18 protein-coding genes are annotated in these 21,022 nt (G+C 72.7%); 4 read left to right on the top strand and 14 right to left on the bottom strand.

The window, feature by feature from the left end; genetic code table 11:
• The first annotated feature begins 96 nt into the window (after window positions 1-96).
• Complete coding sequence (locus tag ASC60_RS31230) at window positions 97-3,024, top strand: SCO5717 family growth-regulating ATPase (protein WP_055556852.1); 2,928 nt, start codon at window positions 97-99, stop codon at window positions 3,022-3,024.
• Between the two features lie 90 nt (window positions 3,025-3,114).
• Here ASC60_RS31230 and ASC60_RS31225 read toward each other — a convergent pair whose 3' ends face one another.
• The 8 genes from ASC60_RS31225 to rimP all read right to left on the bottom strand — a co-directional run bounded on the left by ASC60_RS31225 (window position 3,115) and on the right by rimP (window position 11,267).
• The gene (locus ASC60_RS31225; protein ID WP_079038739.1) at window positions 3,115-4,071 is read right to left on the bottom strand and encodes a bifunctional riboflavin kinase/FAD synthetase; all 957 of its coding nucleotides are present in this window, start codon (window positions 4,069-4,071) and stop codon (window positions 3,115-3,117) included.
• Window positions 4,072-4,194: 123 nt separating this feature from the next.
• Window positions 4,195-5,118: a tRNA pseudouridine(55) synthase TruB gene (gene truB / locus ASC60_RS31220; RefSeq protein ID WP_055556850.1), complete on the bottom strand. Its 924-nt coding sequence runs from the start codon at window positions 5,116-5,118 to the stop codon at window positions 4,195-4,197.
• Window positions 5,115-5,609, bottom strand: coding sequence for a 30S ribosome-binding factor RbfA (gene rbfA / locus ASC60_RS31215; RefSeq protein ID WP_055556848.1), 495 nt, complete (start codon window positions 5,607-5,609; stop codon window positions 5,115-5,117). The genes truB and rbfA overlap by 4 nt, the downstream gene beginning before the upstream one ends.
• A gap of 64 nt (window positions 5,610-5,673) precedes the next feature.
• The gene (locus ASC60_RS31210; protein ID WP_055556847.1) at window positions 5,674-5,970 is read right to left on the bottom strand and encodes a DUF503 domain-containing protein; all 297 of its coding nucleotides are present in this window, start codon (window positions 5,968-5,970) and stop codon (window positions 5,674-5,676) included.
• A gap of 122 nt (window positions 5,971-6,092) precedes the next feature.
• Window positions 6,093-9,200 (bottom strand): translation initiation factor IF-2, encoded by a 3,108-nt coding sequence (gene infB / locus ASC60_RS40030; protein ID WP_079038738.1) that lies wholly within the window; start codon window positions 9,198-9,200, stop codon window positions 6,093-6,095.
• A gap of 146 nt (window positions 9,201-9,346) precedes the next feature.
• A complete protein-coding gene (locus tag ASC60_RS40025; RefSeq protein WP_079038737.1) occupies window positions 9,347-9,637 on the bottom strand; it encodes a YlxR family protein in 291 nt (96 codons plus the stop codon).
• 128 nt (window positions 9,638-9,765) lie between these two features.
• Window positions 9,766-10,758 (bottom strand): transcription termination factor NusA, encoded by a 993-nt coding sequence (nusA, locus tag ASC60_RS31195; protein WP_055556844.1) that lies wholly within the window; start codon window positions 10,756-10,758, stop codon window positions 9,766-9,768.
• A gap of 2 nt (window positions 10,759-10,760) precedes the next feature.
• Entirely contained in the window at window positions 10,761-11,267 is a 507-nt protein-coding gene (gene rimP / locus ASC60_RS31190) for a ribosome maturation factor RimP (RefSeq protein ID WP_055556842.1), read from the bottom strand.
• Window positions 11,268-11,404: 137 nt separating this feature from the next.
• Between rimP and ASC60_RS31185 the strand changes: the two genes are divergently transcribed.
• The 3 genes from ASC60_RS31185 (at window position 11,405) to ASC60_RS31175 (ending at window position 13,555) form a co-directional block, all read left to right on the top strand.
• Window positions 11,405-12,022, top strand: coding sequence for a hypothetical protein (locus ASC60_RS31185; protein WP_370592987.1), 618 nt, complete (start codon window positions 11,405-11,407; stop codon window positions 12,020-12,022).
• A 43-nt stretch (window positions 12,023-12,065) separates the two neighbouring features.
• Window positions 12,066-12,539, top strand: coding sequence for a ferritin-like domain-containing protein (locus ASC60_RS31180; protein WP_055556840.1), 474 nt, complete (start codon window positions 12,066-12,068; stop codon window positions 12,537-12,539).
• 71 nt (window positions 12,540-12,610) lie between these two features.
• Window positions 12,611-13,555, top strand: a complete 945-nt coding sequence (locus ASC60_RS31175) for an aminoglycoside phosphotransferase family protein (RefSeq protein WP_055556838.1) — start codon at window positions 12,611-12,613, stop codon at window positions 13,553-13,555.
• A 96-nt stretch (window positions 13,556-13,651) separates the two neighbouring features.
• Here ASC60_RS31175 and ASC60_RS31170 read toward each other — a convergent pair whose 3' ends face one another.
• The 6 genes from ASC60_RS31170 to dxr all read right to left on the bottom strand — a co-directional run bounded on the left by ASC60_RS31170 (window position 13,652) and on the right by dxr (window position 20,919).
• Window positions 13,652-15,361 carry a proline--tRNA ligase gene (locus ASC60_RS31170; RefSeq protein WP_055556837.1) on the bottom strand — a complete coding sequence of 570 codons (1,710 nt, stop codon included), beginning with the start codon at window positions 15,359-15,361 and terminating at the stop codon, window positions 13,652-13,654.
• Between the two features lie 69 nt (window positions 15,362-15,430).
• Entirely contained in the window at window positions 15,431-16,012 is a 582-nt protein-coding gene (locus ASC60_RS31165) for a GNAT family N-acetyltransferase (RefSeq protein WP_055556835.1), read from the bottom strand.
• A gap of 30 nt (window positions 16,013-16,042) precedes the next feature.
• The gene (locus ASC60_RS31160) at window positions 16,043-16,888 is read right to left on the bottom strand and encodes a GNAT family N-acetyltransferase (RefSeq protein ID WP_055556833.1); all 846 of its coding nucleotides are present in this window, start codon (window positions 16,886-16,888) and stop codon (window positions 16,043-16,045) included.
• Window positions 16,889-17,058: 170 nt separating this feature from the next.
• On the bottom strand, window positions 17,059-18,216 hold the full coding sequence (gene ispG, locus ASC60_RS31155; RefSeq protein ID WP_055556831.1) for a flavodoxin-dependent (E)-4-hydroxy-3-methylbut-2-enyl-diphosphate synthase: 1,158 nt from the start codon (window positions 18,214-18,216) through the stop codon (window positions 17,059-17,061).
• Between the two features lie 139 nt (window positions 18,217-18,355).
• Complete coding sequence (locus ASC60_RS31150; protein WP_055556829.1) at window positions 18,356-19,657, bottom strand: RIP metalloprotease; 1,302 nt, start codon at window positions 19,655-19,657, stop codon at window positions 18,356-18,358.
• Window positions 19,654-20,919: a 1-deoxy-D-xylulose-5-phosphate reductoisomerase gene (gene dxr / locus ASC60_RS31145; protein ID WP_055556827.1), complete on the bottom strand. Its 1,266-nt coding sequence runs from the start codon at window positions 20,917-20,919 to the stop codon at window positions 19,654-19,656. Before dxr ends, ASC60_RS31150 begins: the two co-directional genes overlap by 4 nt.
• Window positions 20,920-21,022 lie beyond the last annotated feature (103 nt).

Raw genomic sequence — 21,022 nt, 5'->3', positions numbered from 1 at the left:
AAAGGGGAAAGCCGAACGGTCGGACGACAGTAGCGATCGGCAACAGATCGGCCTCGCCATGAATTTCAAAGGTGTTCGACCACACCAGGAGGCATTGTGAGCAGCGATCGGGACGAGATCCGCACGGGCGGAACCACACCCGGCGATGATCGGTCCGACGCCGAGACCGAGCACACGGGCGAGTTCACCATCGACTACACCCCACCTGCCTGGTACACGCAGAACGCCACGCCGTCGGCGCCCGCCGCCGGGGCCGGGACGGACACGGGGGCCGGTGCGACGCCGCCTCCGCCGCCTCCGCCGGTCGGCACCCCGGTGGCCGTGCCCGGGCCGCCGGAGCCGAACGACTTCCCGGGGGCGTGGACGCCTCCACCCCCGGCGCCTTCCGCCGAGCCCGCGCCGGTCGAGCCTTCCGTGCGCCAGGCCGCGCCGGACGCGGGCGACACGGAGGCGGAGGCCGGGCCGCGGGACGACGAGGCCGACGGAACACCCCCTTTGCCGGGTCCTCCGGTCAATCCGGCCGCCTCGGTTCCGGTTGACGCCGGGACAGATGACGGCGGCGACCGGGTCGAGCAGCAGGCGTCCGACCTCCCCGACGCCGCGACCAAGGACGACGACTACGCGCTGGCGCCCGCCGCGCCGCAGCCGGTCGCCTCCCCCGAAACGCCCGAAACGGGCGGTGACGGCGACGATTCCGACAGCGGTGCCGTGGCGGGCAACTCCACGGTGCGGTTCTCCACCGCCTCGCTGCGGCGCGAGTTCGCCGAGCGCAAGCAGGCCGCCGACGCGGAACCCGGCGCCTCCGGGGCGGATGACGACGGCGACGCCGGGAGCGGCGGGGTCCGCAGCGAGGGCACCATGCGCTTCTCCGCGGCATCGCTGCGCCGGGAGGCCGAGGAGCGCGCCAAGGCGGCGGGCGCCGAGGCCGGGCCGCAGGACGCGGCGCCGGAGGCCACGGCGCCGCCGGAGACCGGCAACGGCTGGGCGCCGCCCGCCGCGCCGCAGTCCGGGCTGCCGCCGCTGCCGCCGGACTTCCAGCCCGCCGCGCCGGAGTCGGGCGGCCCGGGCGGTGGCCCGCCCCCGGTGCCGGAGCAGCGTACGAGCGGGCCCGGCGCCACCGGTGGTCCGCTGCCGCCGCAGGCCGGCCCCTGGGCACCGCCGACGACGGGGGCACAGGGTCGGCCCGCTCCCGGCCCGGCCGCCGGGGCGCCGGGGCCGCAGCCCGCCGCGGAACCGAATCCGGCCCAGGCGCAGGGTGGTTACCCACAGGGCGGCCCTGCCGCGCCCGGTCCCGCGGCTCCTGGCCCTGCGGCTCCTGGCCCCGCTGTACCTGGGCCTGCCGTGCCCGGTCCCGCCACGCCCGGCCCTGCCATGCCGGGTCCCGCCGCGCCGGGGCCGCAGAGTGCGCAGCACCCACAGGCTCCGCAGGGGCCCCAGGCACCCCAGGCGCCCCAGTACGGCTATCCGCAGGCCGGACAGCCCCCGGCGCCCACCCCGGACGGTTACGGATATCCGCGTCCCGACGCGCCGGCGCCCGGCCCTCAGCAGCCGTACCCGCAGCAGCACCAGCAGCCGCCCCAGCCGCAGGACGGCTACGCCTACCCGCGCCCCGACGCCGCCTCCCCGGCCGATCCCCGTACCGGCGGCTGGCCCGTGGTCACGCCCGACCAGCGGCAGCGCCCGGGCGCCGGGCAGGGCAACGCGGGCGCCCCGCTCGGGTACACGGCGGCGGTCGAGCTGTCCTCGGACCGGCTCATCCGCGGCAAGCAGAAGCCCAAGAAGAACAACACCGGCGGTTCGCGGTTCAAGCTCGGCGGCAAGAAGGAGGAGGCGGAGCGGCAGCGCAAGCTGGAGCTGATCCGTACCCCGGTGCTCTCGTGCTACCGCATCGCGGTGATCAGCCTCAAGGGCGGCGTCGGCAAGACCACGACGACCACCGCGCTCGGCTCGACCCTGGCCACCGAGCGCCAGGACAAGGTCATCGCGATCGACGCCAACCCCGACGCGGGCACGCTCGGCCGCCGGGTGCGGCGCGAGACCGGCGCGACCATCCGCGACCTGGTCACCGCGATCCCGTACCTCAACAGCTACATGGACATCCGGCGGTTCACCTCGCAGGCGCCCTCCGGGCTGGAGATCCTCGCCAATGACGTGGACCCGGCGGTCTCGACGACGTTCAACGACGACGACTACCGCCGCGTCATCGACATCCTGGGCAAGCAGTACCCGATCATCCTCACCGACTCGGGCACCGGTCTGCTCTACAGCGCGATGCGCGGGGTGCTCGACCTCGCCGACCAGCTGATCATCATCTCCACGCCCTCCGTGGACGGTGCGAGCAGCGCGAGCACCACGCTCGACTGGCTGTCCGCGCACGGTTACGCCGATCTGGTGTCGCGCTCCATCACGGTCATCTCGGGGGTCCGCGAGACCGGAAAGATGATCAAGGTCGAGGACATCGTGTCGCACTTCGAGACCCGCTGCCGCGGGGTGGTCGTCGTGCCGTTCGACGAACACCTGTCGGCGGGTGCCGAGGTGGACCTCGACATGATGCGCCCCAAGACCCGGGAGGCGTACTTCAACCTCTCCGCCCTGGTCGCCGAGGACTTCTCCCGCGCGCAGCAGGCGCAGGGGCTGTGGACGGCCGACGGCGGCACTCCGCCGCCGCAGATGGCCCCGCCGATGCCCGGGCAGGGTCAGCAGCCCTACCCGGGGGCGTACGCGCCGCAGCAGGGCCAGCAGCCGCCGCCGTACGGATACGGCTATCCGCAGCAGGGACCGCCCCCGCAGCAGCCCGGCTACCCCCAGCCGGGCCAGCCGGGTCAGCCTGGCTATCCCGGTCAGCCCGGACCGCAGCAGGGCTGGCAGCCGCCGCAGCAGCCGAACCAGGCGCAGCAGCAGCTGGGGCGGCCGCCCCAGCCCGGCCAGCCCTGGCAGCAGGCACCGCAGCAGGGGCAGCCCGGGCAGGAGCCCCCGCGGCAGGGGCAGCCGTGGCAGCAGCCGCCCTCGCCGCCCCGGCAGTAGTCCCGTACAAGGCGATCGCCCCGCCGCACCGGTGGTTCCACCGGTGCGGCGGGGCGATCGCCTTGTAGGGCTGGGTAGGAGGAAGAAAGCTCAGCGGCGGCTGTCGTACTCCTCCACCAGCTCGCTCGCCCGCTTCACATCGGCCGCCATCCGCTCCAGCAGCGCCTCGATCGAGTCGAACTTCTCCTGGCCGCGCAGGAAGTCGAGGAAGTCCACCTCGACGTGGAGCCCGTACAGATCCAGGCCGACCCGGTCGATCGCGTACGCCTCCACGGTCCGCTCGGTTCCGTCGAACTGCGGATTGGTGCCGACCGAGATGGCCGCGGGCATGGCCTCGCCCTCGGCCGTCAGCCAGCCCGCGTAGACGCCGTCGGCCGGGATCGCGGTGTGCGGCAGGGTCTCCAGGTTGGCGGTGGGGAAGCCCAGTTCGCGGCCGCGCTGGGCGCCGCGGACCACGATGCCCTCGACGCGGTGCGGCCGTCCCAGGACCTCCATGGCGCCCGTGACGTCCCCCTCGGCGACCAGCCTGCGCACCAGGGTGGACGAGAACGGCTCGCCACCGCCCGCAGCGCCGCGCTCGTACAGGTCGATCACCTCGACCTCGTAGTCGTAGGTGGTGCCCAGCTCGCGCAGCGAGTCGACGTTTCCGGCGGCCCGGTGGCCGAACCGGAAGTTGGGGCCCTCCACCACCACTCGCGCGTGGAGCTTGTCGACCAGCACCTTCACCACGAAGTCGGCGGGGGTGAGCCGCGAGAACTCCTGGGTGAAGGGCAGGACCAGCACCGCGTCCACGCCCAGCTCCGCCATCAGCTCCGCACGCCGCTGGTGCGGGGCGAGCAGCGGCGGATGGCTGCCGGGCCGCACGACCTCACTCGGGTGCGGGTCGAAGGTGACGACCACCGCCGGTACGCCCAGCTCCCGTGCGCGAGCCACCGCGCGGCCGATGATCAGCTGATGCCCGCGGTGCACTCCGTCGTAGGAACCGATCGTGACGACGCTGCGCCCCCAGTCCTCGGGGATGTCCTCCAAGCCACGCCAGCGCTGCACTATGCCCGCTCCTCGCCCGAACCTTTGACTCTGCCGACTTATCGCTTTCGCAGGTCTAAGACTGCCATGCCGCCTGCCGCCGCCGTGCACCGGAGGCCGGTCTGCGGGGGACCGGCGGACCCCTCAGACGAAGACGGCGAGGCTCTTGGCCCGGCCCTTCGACTCCTCCACCAGGGCCAGGAAGCGCCCCTCCGGCCCGAAGACCGCCACCGGGCCGGCGGCCCCGGCGCCCTCGCGGGGCGGCATGTCGATCCGTACGCCGTTGCCCAGCAACCGGGCCTGGTGGGCGTCGACGTCCCAGCGCGGGAAGGCGGCGGCCGCGGCCTCGGCGATGGGCATGATCTGGAGGGACTCCTCCAGCTGCTCCAGCGTCCGCGCGGCGTCCAGCCCGTACGGTCCGACCCGGGTGCGGCGCAGCGCCGTCAGATGGCCGCCGGTGCCGAGCCCGGCGCCGAGGTCGCGGGCCAGGGCGCGGATGTACGTGCCCGAGGAGCACACGACCGTGACGTCGAGGTCCAGGACGGGCGTGCCGTCGTCGGCCTTCGCCTCGCGGCCGTCGTGGAGGACGAAGGACGAGACGGTCACCGGCCGGGCCGGGATCTCGAACTCCTCGCCCTCCCGGGCCCGGGTGTAGGACCGCTTGCCGTCGATCTTGATGGCGCTGACCTTGGACGGCACCTGCTGGATGTCCCCGGTCAGCTCGCCGATCCCGGTCCGCACGGCGTCGAGCGTGGTCCCGGCCGCCCCGGCCGAGGCGGTGATCTCCCCCTCGGCGTCGTCGGTGACCGTGGTCCGGCCGAGCCGGATGGTGGCCGTGTACTCCTTCTCGGTCAGCGCCAGATGACCGAGCAGCCGGGTCGCCTTCTCGACCCCGATCACGAGCACGCCCGTGGCCATCGGGTCCAGCGTCCCGGCGTGCCCGACCCGGCGCGTACCGGCGAAGCGGCGCATCTTGGCGACGACGTCGTGCGAGGTGAAGCCGGCCGGCTTGTCGACGATCACCAGGCCGTCCGGCGCGGTGGAGGCGGCCCTGCCCTTGCGTGTCATGCGCCCGCGGCACCCTTGCCGCCGGAGGGGGACTCACCGTCGTTCCCTTCGGTGTCCTCGTCCTCGTCCGCCTCGCCGGGCTTGCGGTACGGGTCCGCCTCACCGGCGTACGTGGCGCCCGAGGACGCCTCACGGACCTCGGCGTCGGCCGCCTTGGCCTTGGCGAGCAGGTCGTCGATCGTGCGGGCGTTGTCCGGCAGCGCGTCCGGTACGAACGTCAGGGTCGGGGTGAACCGCACCCCGGTCTGCCGTCCGACCTCCGACCGCAGCACGCCCTTGGCGCTCTCCAGGGCGGCGGCGGAGGCCGCGCGCTCCTCGTCGTCGCCGTAGACCGTGTAGAAGACGGTCGCCTCCCGCAGATCACCGGTGATCCGGGTGTCGGTGATGGTCACATAGCCGAGCCGCGGGTCCTTGATCCGCCGCTGCAGGGTCTCCGCGACCACGACCCGGATGCGGTCCGCCAGCTTGCGTGCCCGCGCGGTGTCGGTCATGCGTCTTCTTCTCTCTTCTTCGCTTCACTCATCGATGGTCAGGGACGGTCGTCGGTCCCGGCCCTCACTCGTCGTGGCCACCGTGGAACCGCCGTCGTACCGACAGCAGCTCCACCTCCGGCCGCCCCGCCACCAGCCGCTCGCAGTGGTCGAGGACTTCGGTCAGGTGGCCCGCGTCCCCGGAGACCGCCGCGAGGCCGATCTCGGCCCTGCGGTAGAGGTCCTGGTCGCCGACCTCCGCCACGCTCACCGCGTACTTGCGGTGCAGCTCGGCGACGATCGGGCGGACGACGGAGCGCTTCTCCTTCAGCGACCGTACGTCACCGAGGAGCAGGTCGAAGGACAACGTCCCTACATACATGCAATCCGGGTCAAGCCACCCGTGGGGCCTTGGAGGTTCGGGCTTCTCGAACCGTACACGCAAGGGCCGGGGCCGATCGACGGAAATTCTCCGCCGACCGGCCCCGGATGAGAGGCAGCGCGTCAGCCGCGCGGCTTCTCGCGCATCTCGTACGTCGCGATGACGTCGTCGATCTTGATGTCGTTGTAGCTGCCGAGGTTGATACCGCCCTCGAAGCCTTCGCGAATCTCGGTGACGTCGTCCTTGAAGCGGCGCAGGCCCTCGATGTTGAGGTTCTCCGCGATGACCTTGCCGTCGCGGACGAGGCGGGCCTTGGTGTTCCGCTTGACCTCGCCGGAGCGGATGAGCACACCCGCGATGTTGCCCAGCTTGGACGAGCGGAAGACCTCGCGGATCTCCGCCGTGCCCAGCTCGACCTCTTCGTACTCCGGCTTGAGCATGCCCTTGAGGGCCGCCTCGATCTCCTCGATCACCTGGTAGATGACCGAGTAGTAGCGGACGTCCACGCCCTCGCGCTCGGCCATCTGCGTGGCACGCCCGTCGGCGCGCACGTTGAAGCCGATGACGATGGCGTCGGAGCCGGTCGCCAGGTCGATGTCGGTCTCGGTGACCGCACCCACACCGCGGTGCAGGACGCGCAGGTCGACCTCTTCGCCGACGTCGAGCTGGAGCAGGGAGGACTCCAGGGCCTCCACCGAACCGGACGCGTCGCCCTTGATGATGAGGTTGAGCTGCTGGACCTGACCGGCCTTGAGCACCTTGTCCAGGTCCTCCAGGGAGACCCGGCGGGTGCGCTTGGCGAAGGCGGCGTTCCGCTCGCGCGCGGCGCGCTTCTCGGCGATCTGACGGGCGGTGCGGTCCTCCTCGACGACGAGGAAGTTGTCGCCCGCGCCCGGCACGTTGGTCAGACCGAGCACCAGGACCGGGGTCGAGGGACCCGCCTCCTGGAGCTGGTTGCCGTTGTCGTCGAGCATCGCCCGGACGCGGCCGTACGCGTCGCCGACGACCATCGTCTCGCCGACCCGCAGGGTGCCGCGCTGGACCAGCACGGTGGCCACGGCGCCGCGGCCGCGGTCGAGGTGCGCCTCGATCGCGATGCCCTGCGCGTCCTGCTCCGCGTTGGCGCGCAGGTCGAGCGAGGCGTCCGCGGTGAGGACGACGGCCTCGAGCAGTTCGTCGATGTTCAGACCCTGACGGGCGGAGATGTCGACGAACATGGTGTCGCCGCCGTACTCCTCGGCCACCAGGCCGTACTCGGTCAGCTGACCGCGCACCTTGGTCGGGTCCGCGCCCTCGACGTCGATCTTGTTGACCGCGACCACGATCGGCACGTCGGCCGCCTTGGCGTGGTTCAGCGCCTCGATCGTCTGGGGCATCACACCGTCGTTGGCCGCCACCACGAGGATCGCGATGTCGGTCGACTTGGCACCACGGGCACGCATGGCGGTGAACGCCTCGTGACCCGGGGTGTCGATGAAGGTGATCTTGCGCTCTTCGTCGTTGACCTCGGTCGAGACCTGGTACGCGCCGATGTGCTGGGTGATGCCGCCGGCCTCGCCCGCGACCACGTTGGTCTTGCGGATCGCGTCCAGCAGTCGCGTCTTACCGTGGTCGACGTGACCCATGACGGTCACCACCGGCGGACGCGCGACGAGCATCTCCTCGCCGCCCTCGTTCTCGCCGAACTCGATGTCGAAGGACTCGAGAAGCTCGCGGTCCTCCTCCTCCGGGCTGACGATCTCGATGTTGTAGTTCATCTCGTCGGCGAGGAGCTGCAGCGTCTCGTCGGAGACGGACTGGGTCGCGGTGACCATCTCGCCGAGGTTGAGCATCACGGCGACGAGCGACGCCGGGTTGGCGTTGATCTTCTCCGCGAAGTCGGTGAGCGACGCACCCCGCGACAGCCGGACCGTCTGGCCGTTGCCGCGCGGCAGCATCACGCCGCCGACGGACGGGGCCTGCATGGCCTCGTACTCCTGGCGCCTCTGCCGCTTCGACTTACGGCCACGACGCGCCGGACCGCCGGGACGGCCGAACGCACCCTGCGTACCACCACGGCCACCGGGACCACCCGGACGGCCGCCGAAGCCCGGACGGCCACCGCCGCCACCACCGGGACGACCGGCGAAACCGCCGCCGCCACCCGGACGACCGGCACCGCCACCGCCACCGGGACGACCGGCGAAACCGCCGCCGCCACCCGGACGGCCGCCGCCACCACCGGGACGACCGGCACCGCCGGGGCCGCGACCGCCGCCACCACCGGGGCCCGGACGCGGACCCGCGGCCGGACGCTGCGGCATCATGCCCGGGTTCGGGCGCGGGCCGCCGGCGCCGCCGCCGGGACGGGGACCGCCGCCCTGGGCGCCCTGCGGACGCGGCATCGACCCCGGAGTGGGACGGGGACCGCCGGCGCCCTGGCCGCGACCGGCACCGGGACCACCCTGGCCGCCGCCCTGCGGACGCGGACCGGCACCGCCCTGGCCACCGGGGCCCGGACGGGCGCCGCCGCCGGGACGGGGCGCCTGCGGGCGCGCCATGCCGGTGGAGCCGCCGGAGGTGAAGGGGTTGTTACCCGGACGCGGGCCGGACGGACGACCGCCGCCCGGACGCGGACCACCGCGCTCCTGACCCGGGCGCGGGGCGCCGGGACGACCGCCCTGGCCGCCCTGGCCCTGACCGCCCTGGCCACCGGGGCCGGGACGGGCGCCGGGGCGCGGGCCGGGCGTGGCGCCCGGCTTGGCGGGGCCGCCCGAGGCCGGCTTGGCCGGGGAGGGCTTGGGGCCGGGCGTGGCCGGCGGGGCCGTGAACTCGGGCTGCGCCGGAGCTGCGGGCTGCGCCGGACCCGGCTTGGGGCCGGGGGTCGGGCGGGCGCCCGGAGTCGGGCGCGGGCCCGGAGTGGGCGCCGCGGACGGCGTGCTGCGCGGGCCCTCGGCGGCGGCCGGCTTGGGGCCGGGCGTCGGGGGCTTGGGGGCAGCGGGACGGGCCGCCGACGCCGGACCGGGCGTCGGGGGCTTGGGCGTCGCCTTGCGCGGCGCCGAGGGCTTGCCGGAGGCACGGCCGGAGCCATTGCCACCCTGGAAAGCGTCAGTCAACTTGCGGACTACCGGCGCCTCGATCGTGGAGGACGCCGACCGTACGAATTCACCGAGCTCCTGGAGCTTGGCCATGACGACCTTGCTCTCAACGCCGAACTCCTTGGCGAGTTCGTATACCCGGACCTTAGCCACTTCGCTCCTTTTAGGTCCGGGTTACCGCCGGACCGTCGCTACTTCATGGGCGTACTCATCGCGTACTCATCGAGTGCTCATCGCAATCTCGACCTACTTCCGACTCGCGAGGTACCTGACCGCACGGCTGTGCCGTGCCGTTCTTCTTACGGGGGTGACTGGTCACCCTGGTGCTCGACATAACGGCGCAGTGCCGTGGTGTCGAACGCCCCCGGTCCCCTGAAGGCCCGGGGGAAGGCCCGGCGGCGGACCGCCAGGTCGAAACAGACCCGTGTGGGGTGCATATAAGCTCCCCGACCGGGCAGCGTACCGCGCCGATCGGGGACGCAAACGCCCTCGACCGCCACGATGCGCAGCAGATCGTTCTTGGCCGCCCGATCCCGGCATCCCACACAGGTTCTCTCAGGGCAGGCACGGGCACGCGTGCGGCCAGACACTGCTTAAGTCTACCTCCCTGCGCCGACCTCACCCCTTGGGGGGAGTGATCGAACCGTCACACGATTTCGGCTGGATCCCGGTTGTCCGCGGCTTGAACACGTCTTGATCTGTGCTCGATCAGCTGTGATCAGGCTTGCTCGGCGGACTGATCGGTGTCCGGCCGGATGTCGATCCGCCAGCCCGTGAGCCGGGCCGCGAGCCGGGCGTTCTGCCCTTCCTTGCCGATCGCCAGTGACAGCTGGTAATCGGGCACGGTGACCCGCGCGGACCGCGCCGCCAGGTCCACGACCTCGACCTTGCTCACCCGGGCGGGCGACAGCGCGTTCGCCACCAGTTCGGCGGGGTCGTCCGACCAGTCGACGATGTCGATCTTCTCACCGTGCAGCTCGGCCATCACGCTGCGTACCCGGCCGCCCATCGGGCCGATGCACGCGCCCTTGGGGTTCAGACCCGAACGGGTGGACCGGACAGCGATCTTGGTGCGGTGGCCCGCCTCACGGGCGATCGCCGCGATCTCCACCGAGCCGTCCGCGATCTCCGGGACCTCGAGCGCGAAGAGTTTCTTCACCAAATTGGGATGCGTACGCGAAAGGGTCACCGACGGCCCGCGCACGCCCTTGACCACTCGGACGACGTACGTACGCAGCCGGGTGCCGTGCGCGTAGTCCTCGCCGGGCACCTGCTCCTGCACCGGCAGGATCGCCTCGAGGCGGCCGATGTCCACCAGGACGTTCTTCGGGTCCTTGCCCTGCTGCACGACGCCCGCGACGACATCGCCCTCGCGCCCGGCGTACTCACCGAAGGTGATCTCCTCCTCGGCGTCCCGCAGCCGCTGCAGGATGACCTGCTTGGCGGTCATGGCGGCGATGCGGCCGAAGCCGGAGGGGGTGTCGTCGAACTCGCGGGGCTCCTCGCCCTCCGCGAGGTCGTCGGCGTCCTCCCGGGCCCACACGGTCACATGGCCGCTGGTGCGGTCCAGCTCCACCCGGGCCCGGCGGCGGCTTCCCTCGGTGCGGTGGTAGGCGATGAGGAGCGCCGACTCGATCGCCTCGACCAGCAGGTCGAACGAGATCTCCTTCTCCCGCACCAGACCCCGCAGGGCACTCATGTCGATGTCCACGGCTACGCCTCCTCCTTGCTCTCGTCGCCCTCGGGCTTGCGGTTGAACTCGATCTCCACTCGGGCCTTGGAGATCTCCTTGAAGGCCAGCCGCCTCGCGGTGGGCTTGCGCCCCTTCACACCGGGGACTTCCAGATCCAGCCCCTCGTCATCCACCGAGATGATCCGGGCGATCAGCTCGCCGCCCTCCACCAGCTGTGCCTTCATCAGCCGCCCTATGGCCCGCCGGTAGTGGCGCTGCTCGGTCAGGGGGCGCTCGGCGCCGGGGGAGGTGACCTCCAGGACGTACGGGGTCTGACCCATCGCGTCCGACTCGTCGAGCGACTGCGAGATCGCCCGGCTCAGCTCCGCACACGCATCCAGCTGCACGCCGTCGTCGGAATCCACCACGATGCGAAGGACGCGCCGCTTCCCGGCCGGTGTCACCTCGACCTCTTCCAGATCCAGGTCCCGTGCGCTGACGAGCGGTTCCAGCAGTCCGCGCAGCCTTTCGCTCTGGGTCGTGCTCATCCGGGTGACTCCTCGGCCGCGTGTGCTGTTGTGGGAAGGTCGCGTGTCAGCTCAAAGCCTATCTGTTCCGGCGGCGGGCTGACGATTCGGTGGCCGCTGCCCGGCTTTCCGGCCCCACGCGGGTACGCTCGCCTGCTGTGATCACTAACGGCGGCCGGGAGCTGCCGCAGCCCGGAAAGAGGAACGTGTCGATCACGAATCCCCCACCTCGACCCACGTCCCCGTCACTCCCCCAGGCCGCGTCCCCGCGGCGTCGAAGTCTGCTGCTGGCCGGCGGTTCGGCCGGGGCCGCCGCGCTGCTCGTCGGCTGCTCCGGTGACTCGGACGACGGAGACCGCTCATCCGGTTCCGCGGCCGCCGCCGCGCTGCGCGCCCGGGGCGTGCGGGACTCGGCCGCGCTCCTCGCGCGCTACGACGCGACCATCGACGCCCATGCCGGGCTCGCGCGGCGGCTGCGGCCGCTGCGGGCGGAGACGGCGGCGCACATCGCGGCGTTCGGCTCCACGGACCCCTCCGCGTCCGCCTCCGCGAGCGCGTCCCGCTCACCGGCCGCGGGCGGGCGGCGGCTGCCCGCGGTGCCCGAGGACGAGAAGAAGGCGCTCAGCGCCCTCGCCCAGGCCGAGCGGCACACCGCCGACAGCCGCACCACGGCGCTCCTCGGCGCGCCGCCCGAACTGGCCCGGCTGCTGGCCTCCGTCGCGGCCTGCGGGGCCGCCCATGTGTATCTCCTCACCCAGAGCGACCCGGACTCATGACGGTCACCCTCTTCAGCCCCCTCCGCGCGGAAGGAGTACCCGTATGAACCGGGCCGCGACGCTCAAGGCCACGCAGGCCGCGCTCGCCGCCGAGCACGCCGCCGTGTACGGATACGGCGTCGTCGGTGGCCGGATCGGCGACGACCGTCTCGCCGAGGCGCGCGAGGGGTACGCCGCGCACCGTTCCCGCCGCGACGACCTCGTGCGCACCGTGCGCGGCATGGGCGGTACGCCGCAGAGCGCGGCGCCCGCGTACGCCCTGCCGTTCGCGGTGCCCGACTCGGCCGCCGCGGTCCGGCTCGCCGCCGAACTGGAGAACCGGGTGGCCGCCGTCTACGCCGACCTCGTACGGACCTCCGACGGCGCCCTGCGGCGCCAGGCGGCCGGCGCGCTGCGCGAGGCGGCGGTCCGGTCGGTGCGCTGGCGGGGCGGCGGCGTAGCCTTCCCTGGGCTCACCGAACGCGCCGCGCCGGCCACCCCGTCCGCCTCGGCGACCGGGGCCGCCGACGGGGTCTGACAGTTCGAGACGATCGTGTACGTGCGCTGGTTCGGTGGCGTACGTGCGTGGGTGACAGGGGGCAGCTCGGGATGGCAGCGGAGCGGGAACCCGGCACCGGGGACAGAGCCTCCCTCCAGGTGCCGAGGCGGCTCATCGACGCGGTGGGCGACGAACCGGCCGAGCCCGTACGGAGCTGGCTCGCCGCCCTGCCGGAGCTGGCGGCGCGGCGGCTGCGGGAATGGGAGCTGACCCCCGAGCGGGTGGTCGCCCCCGGCGGCCGCGGCGGCCTGGTCGTGCTCGTACGGCAGGCGGACGGCACCCCCGCCGCGCTCAAGCTCCCCGTGCCCGGCCCCGACGCGGCCCATGAGGCGGCCGCCCTCGCGCACTGGAACGGCTGGGGCGCGGCCCGGCTCCTGCGCGCCGGCCAAGACGACGGCGTGCTGCTGATCGAACGGCTCCAGTCCGCCGTGTCGCTGCGCTCCCTGCCCGAGGCGAAGGCGCTGCTGGAGGCGGCGGGCACGGTACGGCGGCTGTGGGTGCCGCCGCCCGCCGAGCATCCGTTCGACTCCGTCGAGGGGCGGACGGGGGCGGCCGCCGAGGTGCTGCCCGTCCTCGCCTCGGGGGCCTGGGCGGCCGAGGTACGCCCGCTGGCCGACGAGGCCCTGGAACTGCGGTCCGGGCTGACCGCCCAGCCGCCCGAACGGCTGCTGCTGCACGGCGGCTTCCGGCAGGGCAAGGTCCTGGCCGGGGAGCGGTCGCCCTGGCTCGCGGTGGGGCCCGCCCCGGTCGTCGGGGAGCGCGCCTACGACCTGGCGCGGCTGGTCCTGGACCGCTGCGAGGACCTGGCCGCGGGCCCCGGCCCGGCCGCGGCCGCGCGCCGCCGCATCGCCAAGCTGGCCGACTCGCTGGACGTGGACCGCGACCGGCTGCGGGGCTGGGCGCTCTTCCGGTCCGTGGAGGCGGGCCTGCGGTACGGGGCGGCCGGTGACCGGCGGCGGGCCGAGCTGCTGCTGGAGTTCGCGGGCTGGCTGTAGTCCCCCCGCCCGGGCCCGGACAGCCCTCCTGGGCCCGGCGGCCCGGCCCGGGGCCGGGGGGGGAGCGCGGCGGGCCCTCTGCGGGGCCCGGGCGGGTCAGGACGTGAGGCGGGTGATCGCCTCGTCGATCGGGAGCTCCTCGCGGTCGCCGGTGCGGCGGTCCTTCAGCTCGACCACGCCGTCCTTCGCGCCGCGGCCGACGACCAGGATCGTCGGGACGCCGATCAGCTCCGCGTCGGTGAACTTCACGCCCGGGGAGACGCCGGCGCGGTCGTCCACCATGACCCGGACGCCCGCCGTGCCCAGCTTCTCGGCGACGTCCAGGGCCAGCTCGGTCTGGAGGGCCTTGCCCGCCGCGACGACGTGGACGTCGGCCGGGGCGACCTCGCGGGGCCAGCAGAGGCCGGACTCGTCGTGGGTCTGCTCGGCGAGGGCGGCGACCACGCGCGAGACGCCGATGCCGTACGAGCCCATGGTGACCCGTACCGGCTTGCCGTTCTGGCCGAGCACGTCGAGCTGGAAGGTGTCGGCGTACTTGCGGCCGAGCTGGAAGATGTGGCCGATCTCGATGGCCCGGTCGAGCGCGATGCCCGCGCCGCACTTGGGGCAGGGGTCGCCCGGCTCGACGACGACGACGTCGAGGTAGTCGTCGACCTCGAAGTCGCGGCCGCAGACGACGTTGCGGGCGTGGGTGTCGGGCTTGTTGGCGCCGGTCACCCAGGCGGTGCCGGGGGCGACCCGCGGGTCGGCGATGTAGCGGAAGGACTTGCCCGCCAGGCCCTGCGGGCCGACGTAGCCGCGGACCAGGTCGGGGCGGCCCTCGAAGTCCTCGGCGGTGACCAGCTCGACCTCGGCCGGGGCCAGGTGCTCGCCCAGCTTGCCGAGGTCGACCTCACGGTCGCCGGGGACGCCCACCGCGGTGATCTCGCCGTCGACCTTGATCAGAAGGTTCTTGAGGGTCGCCGAGGCCGGGACGCCCAGGTGCTCGGCGAGGGTCTCGATGGTGGGGGTGTCGGGGGTGTCCAGCTCCTCCACCGGCCCGTGCGCGCCGCCCTCGACCGGCGGGACGGTGGTGGTGACGGCCTCCGTGTTGGCGGCGTAGTCGCAGTTCGGGCAGTCCACGAAGGTGTCCTCACCGGCCGCGGCGGGGGCCAGGAACTCCTCGGAGGCGGAGCCGCCCATGGCGCCGGAGACCGCGGAGACGATGCGGTAGTCGAGGCCCAGGCGCTCGAAGATCCGCTGGTAGGCCTCGCGGTGCAGGCGGTAGGACTCGGCCAGGCCCTCGTCGCTGGTGTCGAAGGAGTAGGAGTCCTTCATCTGGAACTCGCGGCCGCGCAGCACGCCCGAGCGCGGGCGGGCCTCGTCCCGGTACTTGGTCTGGATCTGGTAGAGCATCACCGGCAGGTCCTTGTAGGACGTGCACTGGTCCTTGACCGTCTGGGTGAAGATCTCCTCATGGGTGGGGCCGAGGAGGTAGTCGCCGCCCTTGCGGTCCTTCAGCCGGAACAGCAGGTCGCCGTACTCCTCCCAGCGGCCGCTCGCCTCGTACGGCTCCTTGGGGAGCAGCGCGGGCAGCAGCACCTCCTGGGCGCCGATCGCGTCCATCTCCTCGCGGACGATCCGGGAGACGTTGTCCAGGACCTTCTTGCCGACCGGCAGCCAGGTCCAGATGCCCGCGGAGGCGCGGCGGACGTACCCGGCCCGGACGAGCAGCTTGTGGCTGGCGGTCTCGGCGTCGGCCGGGTCTTCGCGCAGCGTCTTCAGCATCAAGGTGGACATGCGCTGGACGTGGGCGGCGTTGGCCATGGGGTCTTCTCCTGCGTACGAGATGGATGTCAGGAGGTTAGCCGCCCGGGGACGCAACCCGGAAATGCGTTATCCGGAGGCGGGCTGCCGCCGCAGCGGCAGACGGGCGCCCATGACGGCGTACGGGCTCGGCGCGCTCGGGAAGAGCACCGGGCGGGCCAGGTCGCGGTAGCCCAGCGAACGGTAGAGGCAGCGGGCCGGGCTGTCGGTGTCGATGGCGGACAGGATCGAGCGCGGCTGCGCGACCCCGTCGGTGATGGCGGTGATCAGCCACCGCCCGATGCCGTGGTTCTGGTAGTCGGGGTGGACGTGCAGCTCGGTGATGACGAAGCTGTCGTCCAGCCAGTCCTCGTGCCCGGCGGCGCGCAGATAGGGCTGGACGATGGTGGACCACCAGTGCGTGCGGTCGTTGGGCATGCCGTACACGAAGCCCACGAGACGCCCCTGCGGGGTGGTCGCGCCGAGGGCGCGGGCGCCGGGGCTGGTGAGGTGGCGCAGCACGATGTGCCGCCGTACGCCGATCTCCTCATCCGTCAGTCCGAAGGCCACGGCCTGCACGGCGAGCGCCTCGTCCACGCGTGCGGCGAGGTCGAGCGGGCCGACGACGACACCTCGGGGGTCCGGGGGGTGGCCCCCGGGCATCTGCAGCATGGGCGGCACCCTACTGGCCCGGTCCGGCGATCAGAACAGCACGCTCATGAACGCGCCGACCTCCTGGAAGCCGACGCGGCGGTACGCGGCGCGGGCCGCGGTGTTGTAGTCGTTGACGTACAGGCTCGCCACGGGCGCGATCTCGTTCAGCGCGTAGTGCAGCACGGCGGCCATGCCGGTCTCGGAGAGCCCGCGGCCGCGGTGTTCGGGGGCGACCCAGACGCCCTGGATCTGGCAGGCGTGCGGGGTGGCGGCGCCGATCTCGGCCTTGAAGACGACGCGGCCGTTCTCGACGCGGGCGAAGGAGCGGCCGGCGGCGACGAGTTCGGCGACGCGCGCCTGGTAGAGCAGTCCGCCGTCGCCCGCGAGCGGGGAGACGCCGACCTCCTCGGTGAACATCGCCACGCACGCGGGCATGATCACGTCCATCTCGTCCTTGCGGATCCGGCGCACCCGGGGGTCGGGCGGGACGTCGGCGGACGTCGAGGCGGTGACCATGAGCGGCTGACGGGCGCGGACCTCACGGGCCGGGCCCCAGCTGGGCTCCAGCAGGGACCACAGCTCGGCCGTGGTGTCGGCGGGGCCGACGATCGAGGAGCAGCGCCGCCCGGACCGGCGGGCCCGCTCGGCGAAGCCGCGCACGGCCTCGGGGGTGGCGCAGATGGGGACCAGGTTGGCCCCCGCGTAGCAGAGCGACTCGAGCCGTCCGCCGTTGTACCAGCCCCACATCTCGCCGCCCAGCCGCCATGGGTCCAGGCCGGCGACCTGGACGCGGGCGGCGACGAAGGCATTGGAGATGGGGTCGCGGTTGAGCACCGCGAGGGCCGAGTCGAGCTCTTGGGGCTCGAGGACCCTGGTGGTGGACGTCGTCAGCACGTGTCGGATTGCCTCACCGGTTGCGGGGCCTGCGGGCCGGAGGGGAGTCGATTCCCCGCACTGTACCGCCCTCTTCCGAGAAGGCTCGGTCGGCCTCCGGGCGCCGGAGCCTCCCCCGGCTACTGCGGGGAGGTGCCCCCGGCCCGGGAGGGCGGGGGCACCCGGGTGTTTCAGCCGCTGACGGAGACCTGGGGCTCGCCGGAGGCGATGCCGTCCTTCTCCATCTGCTCGGCGATCTTCATGGCCTCGTCGATCAGGGTCTCCACGATCTTCGACTCGGGCACGGTCTTGATGACCTCGCCCTTGACGAAGATCTGCCCCTTGCCGTTGCCGGACGCCACGCCGAGGTCCGCCTCGCGGGCCTCGCCCGGGCCGTTGACGACGCAGCCCATCACGGCGACCCGCAGCGGGACCTCCATGCCGTCGAGCCCGGCGGTGACCTCGTCGGCCAGCTTGTAGACGTCGACCTGCGCACGCCCGCACGAGGGGCAGGAGACGATCTCCAGCCGCCGCTGGCGCAGGTTCAGCGACTCCAGGATCTGGATGCCGACCTTGACCTCCTCCGCGGGCGGCGCCGACAGCGAGACGCGGATGGTGTCCCCGATGCCCTCGCTCAGCAGCGCGCCGAAGGCCACCGACGACTTGATCGTGCCCTGGAACGCGGGCCCGGCCTCGGTGACGCCGAGGTGGAGCGGGTAGTCGCACTGGGCGGCCAGCTGACGGTAGGCGTTGACCATCACCACCGGGTCGTTGTGCTTCACCGAGATCTTGATGTCCCGGAAGCCGTGCTCCTCGAACAGCGAGCACTCCCACAGGGCCGACTCCACCAGCGCCTCGGGCGTGGCCTTGCCGTACTTCTCCAGCAGCCGCTTGTCCAGCGAGCCCGCGTTGACGCCGATGCGGATCGGCACGCCCGCTTCCGAGGCGGCCCGCGCGATCTCCTTGACCTTGTCGTCGAACTGCCGGATGTTCCCCGGGTTCACCCGCACGGCCGCGCAGCCGGCGTCGATCGCGGCGAAGACGTACTTCGGCTGGAAGTGGATGTCCGCGATGACCGGGATCTGCGACTTCTTGGCGATCACGGGCAGCGCCTCGGCGTCGTCCTGCGACGGACAGGCCACGCGCACGATCTGGCAGCCGGAGGCCGTCAGCTCCGCGATCTGCTGGAGCGTCGCCCCGATGTCCGCGGTCACCGTCGTGGTCATCGACTGCACCGAGATCGGCGCGTCGCCGCCCACGGCGACCGACCCGACCTGGATCTTCCGGCTGACCCGGCGGTCGGCGAGCTTGGTCGGTACGGACGGCATTCCTAGCGAGATCGCAGTCATCTGGTTCGTAGCCCCAAGAAGGTGTTTGAGTGGCCCGAGATCAGCGGGCTCCGATCCGAGATTACGGCACCGGGCGGTGCCCCAGCACACTCCGGTCCCGAAGTCCACCCAAAGGCGAACTTCGGGACAGTTCACATCATCAGGAAATTCGCACGGGGTTCACCACGTCGGCCACCAGAACGAGCAGCGTGAAACAGATGAAGATGCCGGCGATCACATAGGCGACCGGCATCATCTTGGCCACGTCGAAGGGGCCGGGGTCGGGCCGCCGGACCAGGCGCGCGAGGCGCCGGCGCAGGGACTCCCACACCGCGCCCGCGATGTGGCCGCCGTCCAGCGGCAGCAGCGGCAGCATGTTGAACAGGAACAGCGAGAGGTTGAACCCGGCGACGAGGAAGAGCATCGTCGCGATGCGCTGCGAGGGCGGGATGTCGAGGTTGGCGACCTCGCCGCCGACCCGGGCGGCGCCGACGACGCCCATCGGGGAGTCCGCCTTGCGGGGGGCGTCCCCGAAGGCCGCGTTCCACAGGTCGGGCACCTTGGAGGGCAGGTCGACCAGGGACTGGACGCCGTCCTCGACCATGGTGCCCATGCGGTCCACGGACTGGCCGAGGGACTGCTTCACCACGCCGTTGGCCGGGGTGAAGCCGAGGAACCCGGCAGTGACGTACTGGCCCTCGACATAGCCGCCGTTCCCGTCGGACTTGGCGACCTTGTTGGTGATGAGGTCGGCGTGCAGGGTCTTGCGGGCGCCGTCCCGCTCGACGGTGATCGTCGCGGGGCCGGTGGTCTCGCGGATGTCCTTCTGGAGCGTGCCCCAGTCGGAGACGCGGTGGCCGTCGAAGGCGACGATCTTGTCCCGGGGCTGGAGGCCCGCGGCCTTGGCCGGGGAGTCCTTGGCCCCCTTGGGGCACTTGTCGGCGGCGGCCGAGGCCGGGACCACACAGGCGGAGACGGTGCCGACGCTGGTGGTCTGGGTGTTGACGCCGAAGCTCATCATCACGCCGACGAAGATCACCACGGCGAGGACCAGGTTCATGAACGGCCCGGCGAACATCACGATCACGCGCTTCCACGGCGCGCGCGTGTAGAACATGCGCTTCTCGTCGCCGGGCTCCAGTTCCTCGTAGGCGGCCGACCGGGCGTCCTCGATCATGCCGCGCCACGGCGAGGTGGAGCGCTGGGTGACCTTGCCGTCGTCACCGGGCGGGAACATCCCGATCATGCGGATGAAGCCGCCGAGCGGGATCGCCTTGATGCCGTACTCGGTCTCCCCTCTCTTGCGGGAGAAGACCGTCGGTCCGAAGCCGACCATGTACTGCGGGACCCGGATGCCGAAGAGCTTGGCGGTGGAGAGATGGCCCAGTTCGTGCCAGGCGATCGAGATCCCCAGGCCGACGGCGAATACGACTATGCCGAGGACCGTCATCAATGTCGTCATGCGTGACCCTCCGGGGTCGCCTTCGCCGCGCGGGCGGCCAGTTCACGGGCGCGGGCACGGGCCCACGTCTCGGCTTCGAGGACGTCCGCGACGGTGAGCTGAGTTCCCGCGGAGGGGGCGCCGTGCTCGGCGACCACTTCCGCGACCGTATCGACAATTCCGTTGAAGGGCAGCTTCCGGCCGAGGAAGGCGTCCACGCACTCCTCGTTCGCCGCGTTGAAGACGGCCGGGGCGGTGCCGCCGAGGCCGCCGACGTGCCGGGCGAGGTCCACCGAGGGGAAGGCCTCGGTGTCGAGGGGGAAGAACTCCCAGGTGTGGGCCCTGGTCCAGTCGCAGCCGGGGGCGGCGTCCGGCACCCGCTCGGGCCAGCCGAGGCCGAGTGCGATCGCCATCCGCATATCGGGCGGGCTCGCCTGGGCGAGCGTCGAACCATCGGTGAATTCAACCATCGAGTGGACATACGACTGAGGGTGGACGACCACCTCAATCTCCTCGAAGGGAATGTCGAACAGCAGATGGGCCTCGATGACCTCCAGCCCCTTGTTGACGAGGGTCGCGGAGTTGATCGTGACGACCGGGCCCATGTCCCAGGTGGGATGGGCCAGCGCCTGGTCCGGGGTGACCTGGGCCAGCTCACGCTTCGTACGCCCCCGGAACGGGCCGCCGGACGCGGTGACGACCAGCTTGCGGACCTCCTGGCGGCCGCCGCCGAGCAGGGCCTGGAAGAGCGCGGAGTGCTCGGAGTCGACGGGCACGATCTGGCCCGGCTTGGCGACCGCCTTGACCAGCGGCCCGCCCACGATGAGGGACTCCTTGTTGGCCAGCGCCAGCACCCGGCCCGCCTCCAGGGCGGCCAGGGTGGGCGCGAGGCCGATGGAGCCGGTGATGCCGTTGAGCACGGTGTGGCACTCGGAGCGGGCCAGTTCGGTGGCCGCGCCGGGCCCGGCCAGCACCTCCGGGAGCGGCTCGCCCGCGCCGTACCGCGCGGACAGCGCCGCGCGCACCTCGGGCACCGCGTCCTCGCGGGCGACCGCGACGGTGGCGGCCTTCAGCTGGTGGGCCTGCTCGGCCAGCAGCCCGGCCCGCCCTCCGGCGGCGGACAGGGCGGTCACCCGGAAGCGGTCCGGGTTGCGCAGGATCACATCGATGGCCTGGGTGCCGATCGATCCGGTGGAGCCCAGGATCACGATGTCGCGGGGGCTGCCGGGGTCGGCGGGGGCTGCCGGGGGGCGCAGATGCGGGTCAGCCAGGGAATCCGTCATCTGCCCATTGTTGCCCGTGTCGCCGCCCGCGGATGACCGGGCCCGGCCCGCCCCGGCCCGGCGGGCCGGATCCCGCCATCCGGGTCCGGGCCGCCGGGGCGGC

Source organism: Streptomyces sp. NBRC 110028 (assembly GCF_001417735.1).
Taxonomy (GTDB): Bacteria; Actinomycetota; Actinomycetes; order Streptomycetales; family Streptomycetaceae; genus Streptomyces.
The sequence above is the reverse complement of the archived record's forward strand: the minus strand, read 5'-3'. Positions and strand labels throughout refer to the sequence as shown.